General features: G+C 34.5%; 20 protein-coding genes and 1 pseudogene. 8 read left to right on the top strand and 13 right to left on the bottom strand.

Annotation, left to right across the window (positions count from 1 at the left end; translation table 11 throughout):
- Positions 1–16: 16 nt before the first annotated feature.
- The 5 genes from porM to topA all read right to left on the bottom strand — a co-directional run bounded on the left by porM (position 17) and on the right by topA (position 7,519).
- Positions 17–1,570: a type IX secretion system motor protein PorM/GldM gene (gene porM / locus K5I29_RS08620; RefSeq protein WP_264432501.1), complete on the bottom strand. Its 1,554-nt coding sequence runs from the start codon at positions 1,568–1,570 to the stop codon at positions 17–19.
- A gap of 50 nt (positions 1,571–1,620) precedes the next feature.
- On the bottom strand, positions 1,621–2,250 hold the full coding sequence (gene porL, locus K5I29_RS08625; RefSeq protein ID WP_264432504.1) for a type IX secretion system motor protein PorL/GldL: 630 nt from the start codon (positions 2,248–2,250) through the stop codon (positions 1,621–1,623).
- A gap of 44 nt (positions 2,251–2,294) precedes the next feature.
- On the bottom strand, positions 2,295–3,692 hold the full coding sequence (gene porK, locus K5I29_RS08630) for a T9SS ring complex lipoprotein PorK/GldK (protein WP_264432505.1): 1,398 nt from the start codon (positions 3,690–3,692) through the stop codon (positions 2,295–2,297).
- Positions 3,693–3,809: 117 nt separating this feature from the next.
- Positions 3,810–4,949 carry a formimidoylglutamase gene (locus K5I29_RS08635; RefSeq protein WP_264432508.1) on the bottom strand — a complete coding sequence of 380 codons (1,140 nt, stop codon included), beginning with the start codon at positions 4,947–4,949 and terminating at the stop codon, positions 3,810–3,812.
- A gap of 20 nt (positions 4,950–4,969) precedes the next feature.
- Positions 4,970–7,519: a type I DNA topoisomerase gene (gene topA / locus K5I29_RS08640; protein ID WP_264432510.1), complete on the bottom strand. Its 2,550-nt coding sequence runs from the start codon at positions 7,517–7,519 to the stop codon at positions 4,970–4,972.
- Between the two features lie 193 nt (positions 7,520–7,712).
- Here topA and K5I29_RS08645 point away from each other — a divergent pair, with 193 nt between their 5' ends.
- The 8 genes from K5I29_RS08645 (at position 7,713) to groL (ending at position 14,935) form a co-directional block, all read left to right on the top strand.
- The gene (locus tag K5I29_RS08645) at positions 7,713–8,153 is read left to right on the top strand and encodes a septal ring lytic transglycosylase RlpA family protein (protein WP_264432512.1); all 441 of its coding nucleotides are present in this window, start codon (positions 7,713–7,715) and stop codon (positions 8,151–8,153) included.
- A 139-nt stretch (positions 8,154–8,292) separates the two neighbouring features.
- The gene (gene miaB, locus K5I29_RS08650) at positions 8,293–9,741 is read left to right on the top strand and encodes a tRNA (N6-isopentenyl adenosine(37)-C2)-methylthiotransferase MiaB (RefSeq protein ID WP_264432514.1); all 1,449 of its coding nucleotides are present in this window, start codon (positions 8,293–8,295) and stop codon (positions 9,739–9,741) included.
- 30 nt (positions 9,742–9,771) lie between these two features.
- On the top strand, positions 9,772–11,073 hold the full coding sequence (locus tag K5I29_RS08655; RefSeq protein ID WP_264432516.1) for a sigma 54-interacting transcriptional regulator: 1,302 nt from the start codon (positions 9,772–9,774) through the stop codon (positions 11,071–11,073).
- A 1-nt stretch (position 11,074) separates the two neighbouring features.
- The gene (locus tag K5I29_RS08660) at positions 11,075–11,581 is read left to right on the top strand and encodes an LptE family protein (RefSeq protein WP_264432519.1); all 507 of its coding nucleotides are present in this window, start codon (positions 11,075–11,077) and stop codon (positions 11,579–11,581) included.
- Between the two features lie 6 nt (positions 11,582–11,587).
- The gene (locus K5I29_RS08665; protein WP_264432522.1) at positions 11,588–12,478 is read left to right on the top strand and encodes a tetratricopeptide repeat protein; all 891 of its coding nucleotides are present in this window, start codon (positions 11,588–11,590) and stop codon (positions 12,476–12,478) included.
- Positions 12,479–12,490: 12 nt separating this feature from the next.
- A complete protein-coding gene (gene secG / locus K5I29_RS08670) occupies positions 12,491–12,826 on the top strand; it encodes a preprotein translocase subunit SecG (protein ID WP_264432524.1) in 336 nt (111 codons plus the stop codon).
- A 144-nt stretch (positions 12,827–12,970) separates the two neighbouring features.
- The gene (locus K5I29_RS08675; protein ID WP_264432527.1) at positions 12,971–13,246 is read left to right on the top strand and encodes a co-chaperone GroES; all 276 of its coding nucleotides are present in this window, start codon (positions 12,971–12,973) and stop codon (positions 13,244–13,246) included.
- Between the two features lie 60 nt (positions 13,247–13,306).
- Complete coding sequence (groL, locus tag K5I29_RS08680) at positions 13,307–14,935, top strand: chaperonin GroEL (RefSeq protein WP_264432530.1); 1,629 nt, start codon at positions 13,307–13,309, stop codon at positions 14,933–14,935.
- Between the two features lie 66 nt (positions 14,936–15,001).
- Here the strand turns inward: groL and brnQ are convergent, their stop codons facing one another.
- The 8 genes and pseudogenes from brnQ to dtd all read right to left on the bottom strand — a co-directional run bounded on the left by brnQ (position 15,002) and on the right by dtd (position 23,034).
- The gene (brnQ, locus tag K5I29_RS08685) at positions 15,002–16,315 is read right to left on the bottom strand and encodes a branched-chain amino acid transport system II carrier protein (protein WP_264432532.1); all 1,314 of its coding nucleotides are present in this window, start codon (positions 16,313–16,315) and stop codon (positions 15,002–15,004) included.
- Positions 16,316–16,420: 105 nt separating this feature from the next.
- Positions 16,421–17,504 (bottom strand): annotated as a pseudogene (locus tag K5I29_RS08690) (agmatinase family protein).
- Positions 17,505–17,543: 39 nt separating this feature from the next.
- The gene (gene kynU / locus K5I29_RS08695) at positions 17,544–18,812 is read right to left on the bottom strand and encodes a kynureninase (protein WP_264432534.1); all 1,269 of its coding nucleotides are present in this window, start codon (positions 18,810–18,812) and stop codon (positions 17,544–17,546) included.
- Between the two features lie 100 nt (positions 18,813–18,912).
- On the bottom strand, positions 18,913–19,962 hold the full coding sequence (gene queA / locus K5I29_RS08700) for a tRNA preQ1(34) S-adenosylmethionine ribosyltransferase-isomerase QueA (RefSeq protein WP_264432537.1): 1,050 nt from the start codon (positions 19,960–19,962) through the stop codon (positions 18,913–18,915).
- Between the two features lie 66 nt (positions 19,963–20,028).
- Positions 20,029–20,754, bottom strand: a complete 726-nt coding sequence (locus K5I29_RS08705) for a carbonic anhydrase family protein (protein ID WP_264432539.1) — start codon at positions 20,752–20,754, stop codon at positions 20,029–20,031.
- 58 nt (positions 20,755–20,812) lie between these two features.
- Complete coding sequence (locus K5I29_RS08710) at positions 20,813–22,036, bottom strand: 3-phosphoshikimate 1-carboxyvinyltransferase (RefSeq protein WP_264432541.1); 1,224 nt, start codon at positions 22,034–22,036, stop codon at positions 20,813–20,815.
- Between the two features lie 10 nt (positions 22,037–22,046).
- Positions 22,047–22,373 carry a nucleotide pyrophosphohydrolase gene (locus K5I29_RS08715; protein ID WP_264432544.1) on the bottom strand — a complete coding sequence of 109 codons (327 nt, stop codon included), beginning with the start codon at positions 22,371–22,373 and terminating at the stop codon, positions 22,047–22,049.
- A gap of 208 nt (positions 22,374–22,581) precedes the next feature.
- The gene (gene dtd, locus K5I29_RS08720) at positions 22,582–23,034 is read right to left on the bottom strand and encodes a D-aminoacyl-tRNA deacylase (protein WP_264432546.1); all 453 of its coding nucleotides are present in this window, start codon (positions 23,032–23,034) and stop codon (positions 22,582–22,584) included.
- Position 23,035 lies beyond the last annotated feature (1 nt).

The raw sequence follows: 23,035 nt of genomic DNA on the forward strand, positions 1-23,035 counted from the left end.
TTGTTCTAATTTTAAATTAGTTAACCTCCCAAATAAAAGGAGATGATCCAGGCATTCTATAGCCAGGAGCTCCGTCTAAAGTAGTTTTTACGTTGTTAATCGTAATTTTATCACCTTTTTGAGCTGTAGCAATTGCTTTTTTAGCTTGATCGGTCATTCTATCACCATTTACAACAATTGCAGGTTGCCCTGGTACAAATAATTCAAATCCGGTAACTTTTGTATTCACATCGTAAACGAAATCTGGGAATGCAACTTGTACTGGTGAATTTGCTAAATCTGCTTTACTTCCTTTTGCTGAGTTAACAGAACCACGAACTTTTGCAACCGGAGCAGGAATACCACGAACATTAAATGTTTTTTGGTCAGTAACTTTAGTTCCGTCAGGTAAAACAGCGGTAACATTTACAGTTGCTTGGTTACCTTGAATAGTTGTTACATCCCAAACGTATCCGTTTCCAGATTTTGATAATCCTGGAGCCGATGCTGTAACTTTATCGTTAGAAACGCCAGCAAAAGAAATAGTCATTGGGTTTTGTACCCCACGGTAAACCGTGTTCATTTTATCTGCAGAAATGTTTGCACTGTTTGGTTTTGGAACAACAACATAATTTCCGTTGATTGGAATATTAATTGCTTTTCCGTCTTCCATAAATGTAAATTGTCCGCCAATTTTATGATCTCCTACATTACCTGCAGCAAATTTAAAAATAGCTTCACCTTTATCAATTTTAACTTTGTTACCGTTTACTACAACGCTTGTTGGTACAGTAGATTCGTCATAACGACCTAAAACCACACGTCCTGTAACTGGTTCACCAGCAAAAAAAGCTGATTTATCCATAATTACAATAGCTTGGTAGTTTGTCATAGAAGCTGCTGCAGCTGCTGTGTTACCCATAAATGCTGAAAAAGCATCTTGTTCAATTTTTCTAACATCATTCTCCATTGCAGAGATTTTTGTTAAAGATGCAATTGATGGGAAACCTTTGTAGTGGTAATCTAAATATTTTTTTGTAATTCCTTCGCCATCTTTAACGTCAGAAATATCAAATTTAGAATCTACTTCTTGTAAAACAGTAGCTAGCTTTTTATCGTCGCCAATTGCTTTGCGCATCCCTGCTTTATAAGCTTCTATAGCATTAATAAAAGCTTGCCCTTTTTCAGAATATCCGTCACCTGAAAACCAAGTTTCGTCTAAACCTGCACCTTTATCCATAGTTTCGTAAGGTAATTTTCCGTTTTCAGGAACAATTCCGTTAGAATCTAAAATTAAGGTTTTAGTAGCTTCTAATTCAGTATAAAACTTATCAGAAACGGCTTTAATTTCTTTTGCTTTATCGTAAGGTATTTTATATTGTGCAGGATTTTCGTCTGCTTTTGCAGCTAAGGCTGCAAATAAATTTTTGTTGTTTGCTGTTGCAGTTGTATTGGCTGCTTCGAATTTTTCATTCATTAACCCGAATGCTGACAATACTTCTTTGGACATATTTAATGCCATCATTGCGATGAAAACCAGATACATCAGGTTAATCATCTTTTGTCTAGGTGTTTGCTTACCGCTTGCCATTTAAATATAAGTTAAATTAATAAGTACTGATAGTTAATATTAACTAACTTTTATTTGTTTGTCATAGCAGATAACATGCCTCCGTAAACGTTGTTTAAGCTTGTTAAATTTGCTGTTAAGTTTTGCATTTGATCTTTTAATAAAAGATTGTTTGCTGCAACTTCTTTATTAATTTCTGCGTTTTTAGATGCGCTTTCTAATTGTGTTTTGTATAATCCGTTTAATGCTTCTAATTGTGAAGCAGCTAACGTCATTTCTTCAGCGTACTTTTTAGTTGAGGCAACAGAATCTACTGTTGGAGCAATTGCTTTAGCAGCACCTTCAAAATTTTTGATACTGCTTCCTAATGAGTTCATTAAGTCAGCATCAATTTTAGCTTCACGTAATAAATTATCTAATTTTTCAGAAAGCAATCCTTGGTCTTGACCATTTCCTGCAAAACCATTTCCGCGGTTTACTGGTTCTCCACCAACTAATTCTGGATATGCTTTTGTCCAATCTAATTCTTCTTCATGGTCGAAAGCAGATAAAGCGAAAATTGCAGCTTCAACTACTAAACCTATAATTAACATTGGAGATGCATACGGCCAATGCATTAATTTGAATAATGCTCCAATAATTACAACTGCTGCTCCCATTCCGTAAGCAAAGTTCATCACTCTTTTAGGTAATAATCCCATAATAATAATTTAAGTGTTATATACTATTTAAATTTAAAGTTCAATTATCTAGGTGCGTTACCTGTAGTTTGCGTTCCCATGTAATCTTGCACAGTACGGAAACCAATGTAACTGCGTGATGTATCTGCATATTCCCAGTAGCGTGTTCCCACTTGTAAGTAATATGCAACGTCTTTCCAAGAACCACCACGTACCACTTTACGACGGTTAGTTGGGTCAGAAACATCCGGATTCATTGTTGAGCTGAATTCAAATGAGTTATGTTGGTACGATGAATGAGTCCATTCTGCAACGTTACCAGACATGTTATATAGGTTATAACCATTTGGATCGAATGATTTTGCTTCTACCGTATAAAGAGCTCCGTCTGCAGAATAATCTCCACGCATTGGTTTAAAGTTTGCTAAATAGCAACCTCTATCATCAATGGTATAAGGACCACCCCATGGGTACGTTGCACCTTCTAAACCACCACGAGCGGCAAATTCCCACTCAGCTTCTAATGGTAATCGGAATGAGTTTACAAAATCTCTACCTTTTTGTTTTTTAATGTAAGCATTTTTATACATGGTTCTCCAAGAACAAAAAGCTTTTGCTTGGTACCAGTTCACACCAACTACTGGATAATCACCATAAGCTTGGTGCCAGAAATAATCATTATGCATTGGCTCGTTGTATGAGTATGCAAAATCTTTAATCCAAACAGTTGTATCTGGATAAATGTTTTGAATTTCTGTTTTTACGTATTGGCTACGTTTAGATCTGGAATTGTTAGTTGACTTATCTTTAGCTGCTTTATCGATATCCATTTGCGTATAACGATAATTAAGCTTAGAAACGTCAATTGTTTTTAATCCGTTGTAAGATTCACTTTCTGGTAAATACATGGTATCCATAACTTCAACATAATGTTCGTCTGGATATTTTTGAGGATCTTGGTGAAGTTTAATTTTTTTATTTAAACGACGTCCCGCAAATTCATCATCAGAAATACTGTAATAGTTTTCATACATATACTTATCGTATGGTGACATTTTAGATTCGTCAACATTAGTAAATGCATAATCAGCTATTGAAGGTTCGGAACCGCGACCTTCGGTTGCAGTTAATCCCATTTCTTCAGCTTTTATTGCAAGTTTAGTACGAATAATAGAATCCTTTACCCAATTTACAAATTGGCGATACTCACTATTGGTAATTTCAGTTTCATCCATATAAAAAGAACGAACTGTAACTGTTTTGGTTGGCGCATCTGTAACACCTAGAAAATCATCATCTGATTTCCCCATTATAAATGCTCCACCTGGCACTAATGTCATTCCATACGGCTTTTCTGGATGCCATTTTTTTCCCTTTGCTCCTACAAGTTCTCCTCTGTCGCTTTTGCTACAGCTTCCTAAAAACAATGAAAAAAGTGCTGATAACACAATGAACTTCTTCATATAAATTTGGGTTAATTATATACTACTTTTAACAGGTGTAAACCTATTTATATTTTTTAAAATAAACAATGATAACGTTAAAAAAAAGAAAATAAAAAATTATGCTCTTTTAAAGAGCTACAACAAGCTTTTTTTTAACAACTTCCACCATCTTTCTGGTATTTCACCAGCACGGGCATTTTCGTAATCTTCTGCAGCGCAAGGAATAACGAGTTGTCCTGCGTTTGTGCTTGCGTCACTATTCATTTCTATCCACCAACGGTTTGTTATGATGCTGTTGTAAAAAACCAACTCTATATCTCTTAACGGAACGATAAATTTCTTAAAATTTATATCGTCTACACTAACTCGTTCGTATACACGATATTGTAAACCTTCTATGAAATACCAAATTATCTGGCTGATCAGCACAGCTTCGGATTTTGAACCTTGTTGATTAAACACACCAAAGCATGATACAGACTCACTAATTCCAGCATAACGAGCTAAAGTACAAATTTCTTTTCCATCAAATCCGTTAGGAACAAATTCTGAAAAATTTCCGGAACTTGCGCTTTTTACCGAAAGCATATCAATAGAAACTAAATTTGCTTCTCGAATAATAGGCTCAGCTAAATGTAACTTTGCCGTTATTTCGCCCAATCTAAAAGCATCAAAACTTAATGACTCAACAAAATTAATTTCGTCTTGTGCATTTAAAAACGTCTGATAACCAATGTTTGCATAATTATATAAATTACTTGGCTCCTCAAGAATCATTTGTGTGACATATGAATCTGCTGGAGATTTATACAAACCTTTAAAATCTAACTTCGCATCAATTGCCACATAATTAACTAATGTTTTTTCCGGATCGAATGCGCGATATAAAGGATAAACATGATCTTGCGAACCGCCTAAAATAATAGGCACTATGTTTTTATGCAACAACGCCGTCACTGCTTTTTGTAAAACATAGTAAGTATCGCTAACATTTTCACCAACAGGCACATCTCCTAAATCGGCAATATTACTGTCCCAGTTACCGGGAAATAAGTTATAAAACGCTAATCGTATATGATTAATTGTATATTCTTGACTTTTTTTTTGTAATCCCCTGGCATCCATCACTCCTACAATAGCAATTTTAACATTACTTAAGTCGGGAAAGTTATTTTTTGAATGTTTTAAAACGCTTCTTCCCAAAGCTAATTCAGGGAGCATTTCAATTTGATGAAGTATTTCTTCATCAATCGGATTTAAAAAACTAAAAGCCATAAATATAAAATTTTAGGTTATTATTTTTTGGGTGCCGCTTTTTTAGCTGTTGTTTTAGTTGTTGCCTTTTTTGCCGTAGTTGTTTTAGCTTTGGTTGCTGTTGTTTTTTTAGCAGCCGTTTTCTTTTCGGGCGTTTTTTTAGCAATCATTTCTTTTACCTCATCTAAGGTTAATTGTACTGCATCAACATCTTTAGACAATTCGATTTTAACTTTACCACTAATAATAGTTGAACGTCCCCAACGTGCTTTTTCGACACGAATACCTTCGTCTTCCCAATTGTGAATTACTTTATCGATTTCTTTTTGAATTTTATCTTCAATCAATTCTACAATATCTGCTTGAGATAGGTTATCAAAATCATATTTTTTATTCACGTTAATAAACATGCCGTTCCATTTTAAGAATGGACCGAAACGCCCTACGCCTTTTTGCACATCCATACCTTTAAAGGTTGCAATTGGTGCATCAGCTTTTTGTTTTTCTTTAATAATTTCGATAGCCATAGCTAACGAAACATCAACCGGATCCATGCCTTTTGGCAAAGAAATAAATTGAGACCCGAATTTAACGTAAGGACCAAATCGGCCATTATTTACTTCAACTTCTTCACTTTCAAATTCGCCTAGTTTTTTTGGTAATTCAAAAAGTTTTAAAGCTTCTTCTAATGTAATGCTTGCTATGTTTTGATCTGAACGTAAACTTGCAAATTTACGTTCTTCATCTTCACGTTCTCCAATTTGAGCCATTGGACCAAATTTACCTAAACGAACAGATACAGGTTTTCCGGATTGCGGATCAACACCTAAGGTACGTTCACCCGATTCGCGTTCTGCATTATCCATAACATCGTTCACTTTTGGGTGAAAATGCGAATAGAATTGATGCATCATATTGGTCCAGTTTTCTTTACCTTCAGCAATCTCATCAAAATCCTGCTCTACCTTTGCGGTAAAGTTGTAATCTAAAATGGTATCGAAATTTTTAACCAAGAAATCGTTTACGATAACACCAATATCGGTTGGTACTAATTTACCTTTATCCGAGCCTGTATTTTCTGTTAATTGCTTGGTTGCAATGGTATTATTTTTAAGAATTAGTTGGTTGTACTGACGTTCACTACCTTCAAACGTTCCTTTTTCAACATAATTACGGTTAATAATTGTTGTAATGGTTGGTGCGTAGGTTGACGGACGTCCGATACCTAATTCTTCTAATTTTTTAACTAAAGCAGCTTCTGAATAACGTGCTGGCGGACGAGAAAAACGTTGGGTTGCTGCAATGTAATTTGCTGATAACGGTTCGTTAACTTTTAAGCTTGGTAACATACCTTCTTCTTGCTCTTCTTCGTCATCGTGCCCTTCTAAATACACACGTAAAAAGCCATCAAACTTAATCATTTCACCAGTTGCTGTAAAAAGATCGCTGTGGTTATTTGCTTCAACCTTTAAATTGGTACGTTCTAACTGCGCGTCGCTCATTTGCGAAGCTAAAGTACGTTTCCAAATTAAATCGTATACACGTGCCTGATCACGATCAATAGCTACCGAATGCTTACTCATATCGGTTGGACGAATGGCTTCGTGGGCTTCTTGAGCGCCTTTAGATTTGGTTGCAAAATTGCGAGGTTTAGAAAATTCTTTACCGTATGAACGAATAATTTCGGCTTGAGCAGCGCTCATTGCTTCATTAGATAAGTTCACGCTATCGGTTCTCATATAAGTAATTAACCCTGCTTCATATAAACGTTGAGCTAACATCATGGTTACCCCAACAGGTAATCCTAATTTACGAGCAGCTTCTTGTTGTAAGGTAGAAGTTGTAAATGGTGCTGCTGGCGATTTTTTTGCGGGTTTGGTTTCGATGTCTGAAACCTTATAAGTAGACCCTACATTTGCTTGTAAAAAAGCTTCAGCTTCTTGTTGCGTAGCAAATGATTTAGGTAATTTTGCTTTAAAAGATTTTCCGTTTTCAGTTTTAAATTCTGCAGAAATATTATAGGTTGCAACCGAATTAAAGTCTTGTATTTCGCGTTCGCGTTCAACAATTAAACGTACCGAAACCGATTGTACACGTCCGGCAGATAATCCGCGTTTAACTTTGCGCCATAAAACCGGCGAAAGTTCGTAGCCCACCAAACGGTCTAATACACGGCGTGCTTGTTGTGCATTAACTAAATTATAATCAATATCACGAGGATTTTCTATCGCTTTTAAAATTGCATTTTTAGTAATTTCGTGAAATACAATGCGTTTTCTTTTTTCAGGTTTAATATTTAATTCTTCGGCCAGGTGCCAAGCAATAGCTTCACCTTCGCGGTCCTCATCGGATGCTAACCAAACCATTTCGGCATCTTTAGCTAACTGTTTAAGTTTTTTAACCAATGCTTTTTTATCTGCGGAAACTTCGTACGTAGGTTTAAAATTATTTTCTATATCTACGCCCATTTCGTTAGCAGGAATATCAGCAATATGACCAAAACTGGATTCGACCTTAAAATCGCTACCCAGAAACTTTTCTATCGTTTTTGCCTTAGCAGGAGACTCAACAATCACTAAATTTTTTGCCATTTATATCAAATTTTATTGAACAAAAGTATAGGTTTTTTTTTAATAATAAGCCAAGGTTAAAAAAGTTTGCTTTTTTACTTACTCAATCTACATCCCTTAAAAATTAGTTAATTGGTTTATTACGACACATTTATAAGACGAAAAAATGTACTTTTAAGGTACTAATCGCCTATATTAAATATTTGTAAAACGTATGAAACTAAATTTTTTATTTAAATCAGCTTTACTTTTTACAGCTTTAATAAGCTTTACAGCCTGTTCTAGCACTAAAAGTTCGGTTAAAAACAACACGCCAAAACAAACAGCTACCAAGCACAAAACTAAAAACAAATCAAAATCGTATAAAAAAAATGTGATTGCGAGCTATTATCACGATAAATTTAATGGAAGAACCACAGCTAGCGGAGAAAAATTTAACAACAACAAATTAACCGCAGCACATAAAACTTTACCTTTTGGTACTATTGTAAAGGTTACCAACACAGCTAACAATCAATCTGTAATTGTGAAAGTTAATGACCGAGGCCCGTTTACTAAAGGACGAGAAATAGATTTATCAAAAAAAGCATTTTTTGATATCAGCGAAAATAAAAAAAACGGATTATTACATGTTAACATAGAAATTTTAGACTGATAAAAAGAAAAAAAAACATTTAAAAATCAGTTGTACAAATCTAATCTGTTTTTAATGCAAAAAACCGCGCTGACAGTTTGTCACATAACCGAAATAAATTCTATCTTTGCAAACTGAATAATACACTTTTAAGTGATTTATGGAAAAAGTAATTGACGAAAACAAACAAGGTACAAGCCTTGAATTAGAACAGAAGGAAAGCAACACCAAAAAACTTTTTATAGAAAGTTACGGTTGCCAAATGAATTTTTCGGACTCTGAAATTGTAGCATCTATTTTAGCAAACGAAGGATATAATACAACGCAAAACTTGGAAGAAGCAGATTTGGTGTTAGTAAACACCTGCTCTATTCGCGATAAGGCTGAACAAACCGTTCGTAAACGTTTAGAACAATATAACCGAGTTAAAAAGCACAACCCAGGAATGAAGGTTGGGGTTTTAGGTTGTATGGCAGAACGTTTAAAAAGTAAGTTTTTAGAAGAGGAAAAAATTGTAGACATGGTGGTTGGTCCAGATGCTTACAAAGATATTCCGAACTTATTAAAAGATGTTGACGAAGGGCGTGAAGCTATAAACGTAATTCTTTCTAAAGAAGAAACGTATGGAGATATTGCTCCAGTACGTTTAAACTCAAACGGAGTTACCGCATTTGTTTCAATCACACGTGGTTGTGACAATATGTGTACATTCTGTGTGGTTCCTTTTACACGTGGTAGAGAGCGCTCGCGCGAACCACAAAGTATTATGTCAGAAATTGCTGATTTATGGGAACGCGGCTTTAAAGAAATTACTTTATTAGGCCAAAACGTAGATTCATACCTGTGGTACGGTGGTGGGTTAAAAAAGGATTTTGTAAAAGCAACTGAAATGGAAAAAGCAACAGCTGTTGATTTTGCTCAGTTGTTAGATATGGTTGCTACTGCATACCCAAAAATGCGTTTTAGATTTTCAACTTCTAATCCGCAAGATATGCACGAAGAAGTAATTCATGTTATGGCAAAACACCACAACATTTGTAAATACATTCACTTACCGGTTCAATCAGGTTCTACACGTATTTTAAAAGAAATGAACCGTCAACATACTCGTGAAGAATATATGGCTTTGGTAGATAAAATTTATGCTATCATTCCAGAAATTTCGTTATCACAAGATATGATTGCAGGTTTCCCAACAGAAACCGAACAAGATCATCAAGATACGTTATCTTTAATGGAATACGCAAATTACGATTTCGGATTTATGTTTGCTTATTCAGAACGTCCAGGAACCATGGCTTCGCGTAAAATGGAAGATGATGTGCCGGAAGAAGTTAAAAAACGTAGATTACAAGAAATTGTTGATTTACAACGTGCAATTGGTTTAAAACGCACGCAACGCTTTTTAGGACAAACCGTTGAAGTTTTAATTGAAAAAGATTCTAAACGATCAGAAACGCAATGGTCTGGTAGAAACTCACAAAATACAGTAGTTGTGTTTGAAAAACAAAATTACAAAGTAGGTGATTTTGTTTTGGTTAAAATTACAGATTGTACCTCAGCAACATTAATTGGTGAAGCTGTAGGTTATTCAGAAATGCAAAGCTAATTAAAAACAAAGCCACATTTAAATTTATATATGGAAAGCGTTCAAGCTATAAAACAACGATTCGAAATTATTGGTAACGACCCCAAGTTAAATAGAGCACTTGAAAAAGCCATTCAAGTTGCCCCTACTGACATTTCGGTACTAGTAACCGGAGAAAGTGGAGTTGGTAAAGAAAGCATTCCTAAAATTATACATGCACTATCTCACAGAAAACACGGCAAATATATTGCCGTGAACTGTGGTGCAATTCCAGAAGGAACCATTGATTCTGAATTATTCGGACACGAAAAAGGCGCATTTACCGGAGCAACCACAACCCGCGAAGGTTATTTTGAAGTTGCCGATGGCGGAACCATTTTTTTAGATGAAGTTGGTGAATTACCTTTAACCACCCAAGTTCGCTTACTTCGCGTACTTGAAAATGGTGAATTTATAAAAGTAGGTTCGTCACAAGTACAAAAAACCAACGTACGCATTGTAGCCGCAACCAACGTAAAAATGCACGAAGCTATTGAAAAAGGTAAGTTTCGTGAAGATTTGTACTACCGTTTATCAACCGTAGAAATATTTTTACCTCCATTACGCGAACGTCATGGCGATATTCATTTGTTATTCCGCAAATTCGCATCAGATTTTGCAAACAAATACAAAATGCCTCCTATTCGTTTAGACGAAAATGCAGTAAATTATTTAACCAATTACCGTTGGAGCGGTAACATTAGGCAACTACGCAATTTTGCCGAGCAAATTTCTATTTTAGAAACCAAACGCGAGGTAAATTTAGAAACCATAAAACATTATCTACCCATGCAAGGTAAAAACTTACCAAGCGTGATAGAACATAAAAAAGCAGATTCTGATTTTAGCAGCGAGCGCGAAATATTATACAAAGTGCTTTTTGACATGAAAGCCGATTTAAACGATTTAAAAAAATTAACGTTAGAATTGATGCAAAACAACAATTCTAAAAACGTGCAAGAAAATAACAAATCGTTAATTCAGCGTATTTACGGTCAAGAAAATAACATAGACAATGTAGTACCAACGCACGAACGCAATAAAGAAGAAAGTTTTGCTGCCATACCAATTGTACCACAAAACAACAAAGCAACTACGCCAGAAATTATAAACAATTATAATTTAGACGAAGATGAAGACTATTTGTTAGCAGAAACCGTTGATGAAGAAGATTCTTTACGTTTAGACGAAAAAGAAATCGAACTAATAAAAAAAGCTTTAGAACGCAACAACGGCAAACGCAAAGCAGCAGCAGAAGAATTAGGTATTTCTGAACGAACCTTATATCGAAAAATTAAACAATTCGATTTATAGCATGAAAAAATTATACAAAATAATATTACCAAGCCTTTTATTAGTACTTTTATCAGGCTGTGGTATTTATAGCTTTACTGGTGCAGGGCCAATTAACGCAAAATCTTTTCAGGTAAATTATTTTTTAAATAATGCGTTATTGGTAGAGCCAGGTATTGACAGAAAATTTACAGTTGCCTTGCAAGATTTAATTCAGAACCAAACCAATTTGGTATTAACAAATGCCGATGGCGAATTGGTTTATGAAGGTGAGATTGTAGATTATCGTATTACCCCAATGGCAGCAACAGCCAATCAGTTTGCAGCTCAAAACCGTTTAACTATTAGCGTTAACGTACGTTTTATGAGTAAAAATGATCCGGAAGATGATTTTGAAAAACGTTTTTCTCATTTTTACGATTACTCAGGCGATGCTATTTTAACGGGAGCACAATTAAATACAGCGGTTGACGAAATTTTTGAACGTATTACACAAGATGTTTTTACAGCATCTTTAGCTAAATGGTAAACAAGATTGACGAAAAATGATTTAACATATTTATTGGCGCATCCGCATCAAATTACCCCGGAGCAAACAACCGAGTTAGAAAAGGTTTTGCAAAACTTTCCTTTTTTTCAATCGGTGCGTGTGCTTTACCTAAAAGGTTTGTTTAATCAAAACAATTTTAATTACAATAAAGAGTTAAAAATAACGGCAGCTTATACAACCAATCGTACGTTGTTGTTTCATTTTATTACTTCAAATTTTTTACAAAATATTTCTGCCGAATCTGTTTCAGAAAACAAAGAAAATAATACATTTGTTACCGAAACAAAAATTGAAACAATTGCTCCAGTAATTCCTGATAGCGAACCGTTAGAGCGGTCGATTAAAAAATTAATTAATCAGGTCGACAACCACGCAAATTCGTTTATTATTAATTGGGGGGAAGAAGTTGAAAAGGTAGAAATTAATTCAACACCAAAAAAAATAGAACCAACATCAAATACCGATTCCGATCAGTTGGTTGCTTTTAATACCAATGAATCGCATTCGTTTTCGCAATGGTTGCAGCTTACTAAAATGAAACCCATTGAACGTGAAGATATAGAAAAGCCAAAACCAGAAGCATCTATTGAAGAAGATAGTAAAACTACTAAATTTGAGCTGATTGATAAATTTATTGAAGCAAATCCGAAAATAGGAACAGTAAAGCAAGCTATTGCACCGGTTAACGTTGAAAAATCGAATCAGGAAAATTCAAGGTTAATGACCGAAACATTAGCAAAAATATATTTAGATCAAAAAAAATATCAAAAAGCAATACAAGCTTATGAGATTTTAATTTTGAAATATCCAGAAAAAAGTAGTTTATTTGCAGAACGAATTACCGAAATAAAAAAAATTCAGAACAACAATAATTAAAAAACAACCAATATGTTTACACTTTTTTTAGTACTTATTACTATTGTGTGCTTATTATTAATCGTAGTTATAATGGTACAAAATCCTAAAGGTGGAGGTTTATCTTCAGCAATTGGAGGAACACAAATGTTAGGAGGCGTTCAGAAAACTTCAGACTTTTTAGACAGAAGTACATGGACATTAGGGTGCCTATTAATGGCTTTAATCTTATTATCTTCTATCAGCTTTACATCAGCTTACGGAGATACAGGATCTATTTTAATAGATAACACTGTGGTACCAGCATCTTTACCAGAAGCTCCACAAACTATTACCAACGAAGTTCCGGCAGAAACTCCAGCAGAATAATTAAGTATTTACATACATCAATATAGAATGTCAGTTTTGTGAAAAACTGACATTTTTTTATGCAAAATTGTCAGCAAAAATGAATTGGCACACTTTCTGAATTATATTTTAGTGTAATTTTAATTATAATAAAACAAATTAAATATGGCATTAAACATTAAACCATTAGCAGATCGCGTAATCGTTGAACCGGCTGCAGCTGAAACACAAACAGCATCTGGAATCATCATCCCTGATACAGCTAAAGAAAAACCACAAAAAGGAATTGTTGTTGCTGTAGGAAATGGGAAAAAAGACGAACCTTTAACTGTAAAAGTTGGTGATACCGTTTTATATGGTAAATACGCAGGTACCGATTTAAAGTTTGAAGGAAAAGATTATTTAATTATGCGTGAAGATGATATTTTAGCAATCATCTAATTGAGAAAAAAGAATTAAAGTAACATTTAACTAAACTCAAAAAAATTAAACAAAATTAAAATGGCAAAAGATATAAAATTTGATACAGACGCTCGCGAAGGTTTAAAACGCGGTGTTGATGCATTAGCTAATGCAGTAAAAGTAACCTTAGGTCCAAAAGGTAGAAACGTTATTATTTCTAAATCTTTCGGTGCTCCTCACGTAACTAAAGATGGTGTTTCAGTAGCGAAAGAAGTTGAGCTAGTTGATACGTTAGAAAACATGGGCGCACAAATGGTTAAAGAAGTTGCGTCTAAAACCAACGATTTAGCTGGTGACGGAACAACAACTGCAACTGTTTTAGCACAAGCAATTGTTAAAGAAGGTTTAAAAAACGTTGCTGCCGGAGCAAATCCGATGGATTTAAAACGCGGTATTGATAAAGCAGTTGAAGCTATTGTAGCTGATTTAGCAACACAAGCGCAAGAAGTTGGTTCTACTACAGAAAAAATTAAACAAATCGCATCTATTTCTGCTAACAACGACGAGGTTATCGGTGAATTAATCGCTGAAGCTTTTGGTAAAGTAGGTAAAGAAGGTGTTATTACGGTTGAAGAAGCTAAAGGAACAGATACATACGTTGATGTTGTTGAAGGTATGCAATTTGACCGCGGATATTTATCACCATATTTCGTTACAAATCCTGAAAAAATGGAAACGGAATTTGATAACCCATACATTTTATTATACGACAAAAAAATATCTTCTTTAAAAGAATTATTACCTGTTTTAGAGCCGGTAGCGCAATCAGGTAAAGCTTTATTGATTATTGCTGAAGATGTAGATGGCGAAGCTTTATCTACCTTAGTAGTAAACAAATTACGCGGTGCTTTAAAAATTGCTGCGGTAAAAGCGCCAGGTTTTGGTGATAGAAGAAAAGCAATGTTAGAAGATATTGCTATTTTAACAGGTGGAGTTGTTATTGCTGAAGAAAGCGGTTATACATTAGAAAATGCAACTTTAGAAATGTTAGGAACTGCAGAAAGAGTTTCTATTGATAAAGATAACACAACTATTGTAAACGGTGCTGGTGATTCTGAAATGATTAAAAACAGAGTGAACCAAATTAAAGCGCAAATGGAAACTACAACGTCTGATTACGACCGCGAAAAGTTACAAGAGCGTTTAGCTAAATTAGCTGGTGGTGTTGCTGTTTTATACGTAGGTGCAGCTTCTGAAGTTGAAATGAAAGAGAAAAAAGACCGTGTAGATGATGCATTACATGCAACACGTGCAGCAGTTGAAGAAGGAATTGTTGCTGGTGGTGGTGTAGCTTTATTACGTGCTAAAAATGTTTTAGCAAACGTAAGTGCGCTTAATGCTGACGAAAAAACCGGTATTCAAATCGTAGCGCGTGCTATTGAAGCACCTTTACGTACCATAGTAGAAAACGCAGGTTTAGAAGGTTCTGTAATTGTTGCTAAAGTAAACGAAGGTTCTGGTAACTTTGGATACAACGCAAAATCTGACGAATATGTAGATATGTTAGCAGCTGGTATTATCGATCCTAAAAAAGTAACTCGTGTAGCTTTAGAAAATGCTGCGTCAGTTTCTGGAATGATTTTAACTACAGAATGTGCTTTAGTTGATATTAAAGATGAAGGAGCAAGCCAAATGCCAATGGGCGGAGGTATGCCTGGAATGATGTAATATTTTATTTACAAACAAAAAAAGCCAACTCGTACGAGCTGGCTTTTTTTGTTATATATTAATTAGTTAAACCGATTGTGGTTCATTTTTTTTACCAATAAAATAACCAACTACAAAACCAATAAGCGATGGCAATACCCAACCCAAACCAAAATCAAATAACGGAATCTGATTTAAAAATGCATCAAAACTTGGGGTTACAACATTATTCATTTCATAAATTAGCTTAATAACCATTAATAAAGCAATAATACTGGTAGCTAAAATTGCACCAACATACGCTTGTTTTACTTTTACAAATCCGCCAAAAAATAAAGCGTATAATATTAAAGTAATCGTTATTGGATAAACAAATGCCAACGGCGGGTAAGCAAAGTTAATAATCGCATCAACCCCATAAATAGATAAAAATAAAGACACCAAAGCACAAATAATAACAAAAGCTTCGTATTTAATTTTTCCGTTGGTTAAATCGCTAAAAAATAAACCTGCAGCTGTAGTTAACGCAATTGCTGTGGTTAAACAAGCAAATCCCATAGCTAAAGCTATTGCAATTAAACCATATTCTCCTAGAATGTTTGCTGCAATAGTAATCAACAATTCAGAGCGAGAAATACCGGTATCATAAATACCTGAAGATGCACCCAAATATATTAAACCACCATAAACAAATAATAAGCTTAAAACTGAAATTACACCTGAAATAATAACAACTTGTGTTTTGCTTTTATTATCGGTATAACCTTTAGCTTTTGTTGCTTTAATAATAATTCCAGCAAAAATAACAGAAGCCAAAACATCTAAAGTTTGGTATCCTTCTGTAAACGCATATGAAAAGGCATTAATCATGTTTAACTCTGTTTGCTCTGTAGCCGATTGCGGATTAATAACGCCAGCAAAAATTAACAAAGCCAACAACACCAACAATATTGGGGTTAATACGTTACCAATTACGTCAACAATTTTTGATGGACGAATAGATAGTGCTATCGTAATAATAAAAAACAGCAAACAAGGAATAAAAGCACCAACTGAAGGAAAAAAAGTACTAACTCCAACCTCGTACGTTACAGCTGCTGTTCTTGGAATTGCAATTAACGGTCCAATGCAAATCATAATAATCGTACCAATAATTGTACTTAATTTACTGCTAATTATTGCCCCCAAATCATTAAATGAATCTCCAAATTTAATTACTGCTAAAATACCTGTAAACGGTAATAAAATACCAGATAAGCCAAAAGCTAAAATTGCTATTAAAAATTCGTTACCTACTTTAACGCCAATATGCGGAGGTAATAATAAATTACCGGCACCAAAAAACATGGCAAATAAAGCAAAGCCAATAGTTAAGGTGTGTGTGAATTTTTTATTATTCATCTTGTAATGTGAAATGTTTGTTAAGTTATTTCAAATATAAGATTATCATATAAATAAAAAACCCTCAAGTAAAAAACTTGAGGGCTTATTTAAAATTTTAACATATTAAGCACGTTTAAATGCAATTTTTTCTCCAACTTTTAGCTTATTAGATTTTGCTAAAACGCCGCACATATGAAATAACATTCTAGCGCCAACGTTTCCGTCCCAATCATCAGATTCTCCTGGAGCAACTTCAACCAAATCAAATCCAATAATTTGCTTATTTGTAGCTGCTAAACGTGAAAGTAAATAAGTAGCTTGTTCAAATGAAAAACCACCTGGTACTGGAGTTCCTGTATTTGGACAATACCACGGGAACATGCCATCAATATCAAATGAAATAGCAACTTTTTCTGGTAACGCAGCAATTATTGTATCACATTGTTGTTGCCAAGTTACGCCTTCAAAAGTTTCTTGTTTTAAATCCATATCAGTATGCACAATAACACGGTCTTTTTGAGCAACGTCAACTTCTTGCTCACAAAAATCACGAATACCAACTTGAACAATTTTTGATATTTGAGGAATTTGTAAAGCATTATACATAATTGATGCATGCGAATAGGTAAATCCTTCGTAAGCAATACGTAAATCCATGTGTGCATCTAAATGCAAAATGCCAAAAGAATCGTGTTTTGTAGCTAAAGCTTGGTAATATCCTAACGGAGTAGAATGATCACCTCCTAAGAGTGCTACCAACTTTCCTTGATCCATCCAATGTAAAATACGCGCTTTTACTTCGTCGTTCATGGTTGCACAAGCACGATTAATTTTATCTAAATCTGCTTGCAAAGCAGGAAACGTTTCTACAGCTTCACCGTTTTCTAAAGCTTCAATAATAGGTTGAGCTAAGCTTTTATATTTTTCAGAATTTTCAGCCCAATGTTCTGGCGCTTGATCCATATAAATACCTAATTTCCATAATTCTGGAAATTCTTGGTGATTTAAATCAACCTGAAAAGACGCATCCATAATAGCATCTGGTCCTTCAGATGCTCCTGCGCCGTAGCTAACGGTAACTTCCCAAGGAACCGGAACAATAACAATATCACTTTCTTCAGCTGTAAACGGTAATCCGTAAACCGTTGCATCTGCTAATCCTGGTTGAGAAGGATCAAAATTCTATTTTTTTTTGTTTTGTTGACATTTTATCAATCTAAATTATACTGCAAATTTAAATATTTTTTTAAACTAAACCAGCCTTTAATATTTGACCAAAATTATAAATGTCTTGATACGAAGTATAAAAAGGCACGGGTGCTAAACGAATTACGTTGGGCTCACGCCAATCTACAATTACTCCGTTTTGCATCAAATAGGTAAACAATTCTTTACCTTGCCCATGCAAAAATAAAGAAATTTGAGAAGCGCGTTGTTCAGGCTCAGCTGGTGTAATTACTTCAAAATTAGCATGAACTTGCGAGGCAATATCTTGTAAAACAAAAGCTAAATAGGCAGTAATTGTATCGCGTTTAGCAATCAAAGCATCCATTCCTACTTCATTAAACATAGCAACCGAACCTAAATAAGGCGCTAACGATAAAACAGGTGGATTAGAAATTTGCCATCCTTCTGCACCTTGAATCGGATCAAAAGCTGGTTCCATTAAAAAACGGCGTTCCTTATTATGCCCCCACCAACCGGCAAAACGCGGTAGGTTAGATTTATGATGTTTTTCATGCACAAAAATTCCGGAAGCACTACCCGGCCCAGCATTCATATATTTGTAACTGCACCACGCAGCAAAATCAACTTGCCAATCGTGCAAATGCATTTTAATATTTCCGGCTGCATGCGCTAAATCCCAACCAACATAGGCACCAACTTGATGCCCAGCTTTTGTAATAGCTTGCATATCTAAAACTTGGCCGGTATAATAATTAATTCCTCCCATTAAAACCAAAGCCAACTCATTACCAACCGATTGAATGGTTTGCAAAATATCTTCAGTTCTAAAATTATGTTCGCCCGGTCTACGTTTTACCTCAACAATTGTAGTTGCCGGATCTAAACCGTGATTACGAACTTGTTCTTGAATTAAATATTGATCAGAAGGAAAGGCTTTTTCTTCGCAAATAATTTTAAATCGTTGTTTTGTTGGGCGATAAAATGAAACCAACAAAAGATTTAGATTTACAGATAAGGTATTCATTACCGTAACTTCTGACGGTTTTGCACCAACAATTTTACTTAAAGGTTCGGCAAAACGCTCCTGGTAATCCCACCAAGGTTTTGATCCGTTAAAATGACCTTCTACACCTAAATCAGCCCAATTGGTCATAACTTCATCAACATATTCTTTAGCTATTTTGGGTTGTAAGCCTAAAGAGTTTCCGGTAAAATAAATAACTTCCTCTCCGTTAACTTTCGGAAAGTTAAACTCAGCTTTATATTTAGCTAAAACATCTTGTTGGTCAAGCTGTTTGGCAAAATCTAATGTATTTTTAAATTGCATGTTCAGGTTTGTTTATTTGTTCAATGTACAAATTTTGGTAGATAAAAACCACAAAAAAAGCCAACCTATTGGTTGGCTTTTTATATGAAAATAAGTTTACTTATAAAATTAACATGGCATCACCATATGAATAGAATTTGTAACCTTCTTTAACTGCTTCATCATATGCTTTACGCATTAAATCGTGCCCCATAAATGCAGAAATCATCATCAATAAAGTAGATTTTGGCGTATGAAAGTTTGTTACCATACAATCTGCAATTGAGAAATCGTAAGGAGGGAAAATAAATTTATTTGTCCATCCGTCAAAAGCATTTAATGTACGGCTTGAAGAAACTGAACTTTCTAAAGCACGCATAGATGTTGTACCAATGGCACAAACTTTAAATTTCTTTTGTTTTGCGTTGTTTACAATATCACAAGTTTCTTGAGAAATATGTGCTTCTTCAGAATCCATTTTGTGTTTAGATAAATCTTCAACTTCAACCGGATTAAAAGTTCCTAAACCAACGTGTAAAGTAAGTTCTGCAAAATTAATACCTTTAATTTCTAAACGTTTCATTAAATGTTTAGAAAAGTGCAAACCAGCAGTTGGTGCTGCAACAGCTCCTTCTTCTTTAGCATAAATGGTTTGGTAACGCTCAGCATCTTCTTCTTCAACCGGGCGGGTGATATATTTAGGAATTGGAGTTTCTCCCAATTCAACTAATTTAGAACGAAATTCTTCGTACGAACCGTCATATAAAAAACGTAATGTACGTCCGCGAGAAGTTGTATTATCAATTACCTCAGCAACTAAAGAATCGTCTTCTCCGAAATATAATTTATTACCGATACGAATTTTACGAGCCGGATCTACTAAAACATCCCATAAGCGTTGTTCTGCATTTAATTCTCTTAACAAGAAAACTTCAATACGCGCTCCGGTTTTTTCTTTATTTCCGTATAAGCGAGCAGGAAAAACCTTGGTGTTGTTTAACACCATTACATCGCCTTCGTCAAAATATTCAATAATATCTTTAAATAATCTATGTTCAATCTCCCCGGTTTTACGGTGAATCACCATTAAACGAGATTCATCTCTGTTTTCTGCAGGATATTCTGCTAATAACTCCTCAGGTAAGTTAAAATTGAAATTAGATAACTTCATGTGTCATAGTTTAAAATGCTTGCAAATATACGACATTGAACTAGGGGTTGTCAAGTAAATCGCGATTTATATTTTTTGTTCGTCTAAAAATGTTACTTTACCAGTTTCTAAATCGTAGATAGCACCTACAATTTTAATTTGTCCTAAATCTTCCATTTCTTTTAAAATCGGACTATTTTCTCGAATTACTTTCATTGAATTTAATACGTTAAAATAGCAAACCTGATCTACAAATTCTGGATTTTTTGATGTAGTTGGTCCATCAAAATCTTTTTTTGCTTCGTCAATTGCGGGATCAATTTTTTCTAAAACAGCAGTAATATGGCCTAATTTAACCCCATCAATGCTTGATTTTATGGCTCCACAATATTCATGTCCTAAAACAACAACAACTTTAGAACCTGAAACCTTGCAGCTGTATTCTAAACTTCCTAAAATATCTTCATCTACAATATTTCCGGCAACGCGTGCTACAAAAATATCACCAATCGCTTTATTAAAAACATCTTCGACCGGTACGCGAGAATCAATACAAGATAAAACAACCGCTTCTGGATATTGCCCTAAAGCAGCTTCGCGCATGCGTTGCGTTGTATTTCTGATGGTTAACTTTTCGCTAGCAAAAGCTTCGTTACCTTGTTTTAAATCTAAAATAACTTCGTCTGGAGTTAAGCGTTCTTGCTCTTCCTTGCTTAAAACGTGATTCGGAATGATATCTTTTTTATCAACCAAAGCAACTTTACAAGAACTTACCAGTAAAGCTAAAAGGAATATGCTTAAATATTTTTTCATAAAATGAGATTTGATTTGTAAAGAAAAACCTTTACACAGTAGCAAATATTGTTGTTTATTAAAAATTTAACCTTTTTAAATCGTCCCAAAAGGCAAGGTACGATTTGGTTACCACCTCGGCTTCTAAAATTGTTATGGGCTGCTTGCAGGCCAAAGGTGCAAATGCCATGGCCATACGATGATCTTGATATGTTTTAATTGCAATTTCAGGATTTGTAGCAAATAGCTCAACATTAAAAGGTGCTAACAAAAGTGTATTTGATGTAGTTGAAATACTTGCTCCGAATTTAGATATTTCGTTTTCTAAAACCAATAAACGATCGGTTTCTTTAATTTTTAAGGTATGTAAACCTGTTAAATTACACCCCATTCCTAAAGCTAAACAAGTTACAGCAATGGTTTGTGCAATATCTGGCGCATTACGCAAATCATAAGCTACAGATTGCTTGGTTGGATGAGCAACTTTTTTTAAAGTTATCTGATTTTCAGAAAAAATGGTTTCTACCCCAAAATCTTTATAAATTTCTTGCAACACGCTATCGCCTTGCAAACTTGATTTTTTATAAGATGCTAAATGCGTAGTAAAGCCAATAGGTTGGAGTGCAACAATAGAATAAAAATACGAAGCAGAACTCCAATCGGATTCTACCGTAAATTCTTGAAGCGTTAACTTTTCACAAGGTTTTACAATAATTTTGTTTCCTGAAAAATGATTTTCGATGCCTAAATCGGTTAAAATTTGCAAGGTCATTTTTAGGTACGGGACAGAGGTAACTTCACCCAATAATTCTATTTCTAATCCATTTTCTAACTTTGGAGCAACCAACAAAAGTGCAGAAATGTACTGACTGCTAACATCAGCTTTTATTCGTACTTGGTTTAAAGTAATGTTTTTACCTACAATTTTTAAAGGCGGATAACCTTGATTTTCTAAATAGGTAATATTTGCGCCAAGTTGTTGTAACGCATCAACCAAAACGCCAATTGGACGCTCATGCATTCTAGAAGAACCTTGCATAACAACTTCTTGACCTGCAGTAGTTGCGTAAAAAGCTGTTAAAAAACGCATGGCTGTACCTGCGTGATGAATATCTTTAATTGTGGATACCGATTGTAATGCTTTTTGCATAAATTCGCTATCATCAGAATTAGAAAGATTATGAATTTTTAAATATGGATACAGCGCTTGTAACAATAAAATGCGGTTGGATTCGGACTTACTTCCTGAAATTACAAGTTTTACGTCTGATTTTAATTGTTTGGCGTTTAAGTGAATATCCATTATAAAGGTTTTATTTTAGTTTTTCGTTATTGTGATGGCGATCGTGATCGCGTTTGGTTTTTACATCCATTTTTTTGTCAAAAGCAGCTTGTAAATCTACTCCGGTTTGGTTAGCTAAACAAAGCACAACAAAAACAACATCGGCAAGTTCTTCGCCTAAATCTTTGTTTTTATCGCTTTCTTTTTCAGATTGTTCTCCGTAACGACGGGCAATAATGCGGGCAACTTCACCAACTTCTTCGGTTAATTGTGCCATATTGGTTAATTCGTTAAAATAGCGAACACCGTGCTCTTTAATCCACGTATCTACAGCTAATTGAGAATCTTTAATATTCATTGCTTTTTATTTTTTTTGAAATAAGGGTTTTATAAACTTATCGTAAACAAACATGATTAAAACAAATATAATCCATTTTACTACTATTGATGCTATGCACATTTCGTTAAACTGCAACGAACAAGCTAATTCATCTGTTGCAATTAGTGCACAAGCAATAAAGTAAATAAGGCTGTACAAAACAAATTTGCAAAAAAAGGATTTCATGTTATTCTTTGTTTTTAGAATCTATAAAAATAGTTACAGGACCGTCGTTTAGCAAAGCAACTTTCATATCGGCACCAAACTGACCGGTTTGAATTTTTTTTCCTAAATCTTGTTCTAGTTGTACAATAAACTTTTCGTACAAAGGCACAGCAATATCTGGCTTAGAAGCTTTTATGTACGAAGGGCGATTGCCTTTTTTAGTTGCGGCATGTAAGGTAAATTGGCTAACCAAAATTATATCGCCATCAACATCTTTAACTGACAAATTCATCACATCATTTTCGTCGCCAAAAATGCGAAGATTAGTAATTTTATTAGACAGCCATTTTATATCATCATCCGTATCAGCATCTTCAATTCCTAATAAAACCAATAAACCTTGGTTAATTTCTGCAACCTTGATTTGATTTATAGTTACTGAAGCTTCAGAAACGCGTTGAATTATTATTCTCATT

It is taken from the genome of Flavobacterium agricola (assembly GCF_025919725.1).
Lineage (GTDB): Bacteria > Bacteroidota > Bacteroidia > Flavobacteriales > Flavobacteriaceae > Flavobacterium > Flavobacterium agricola.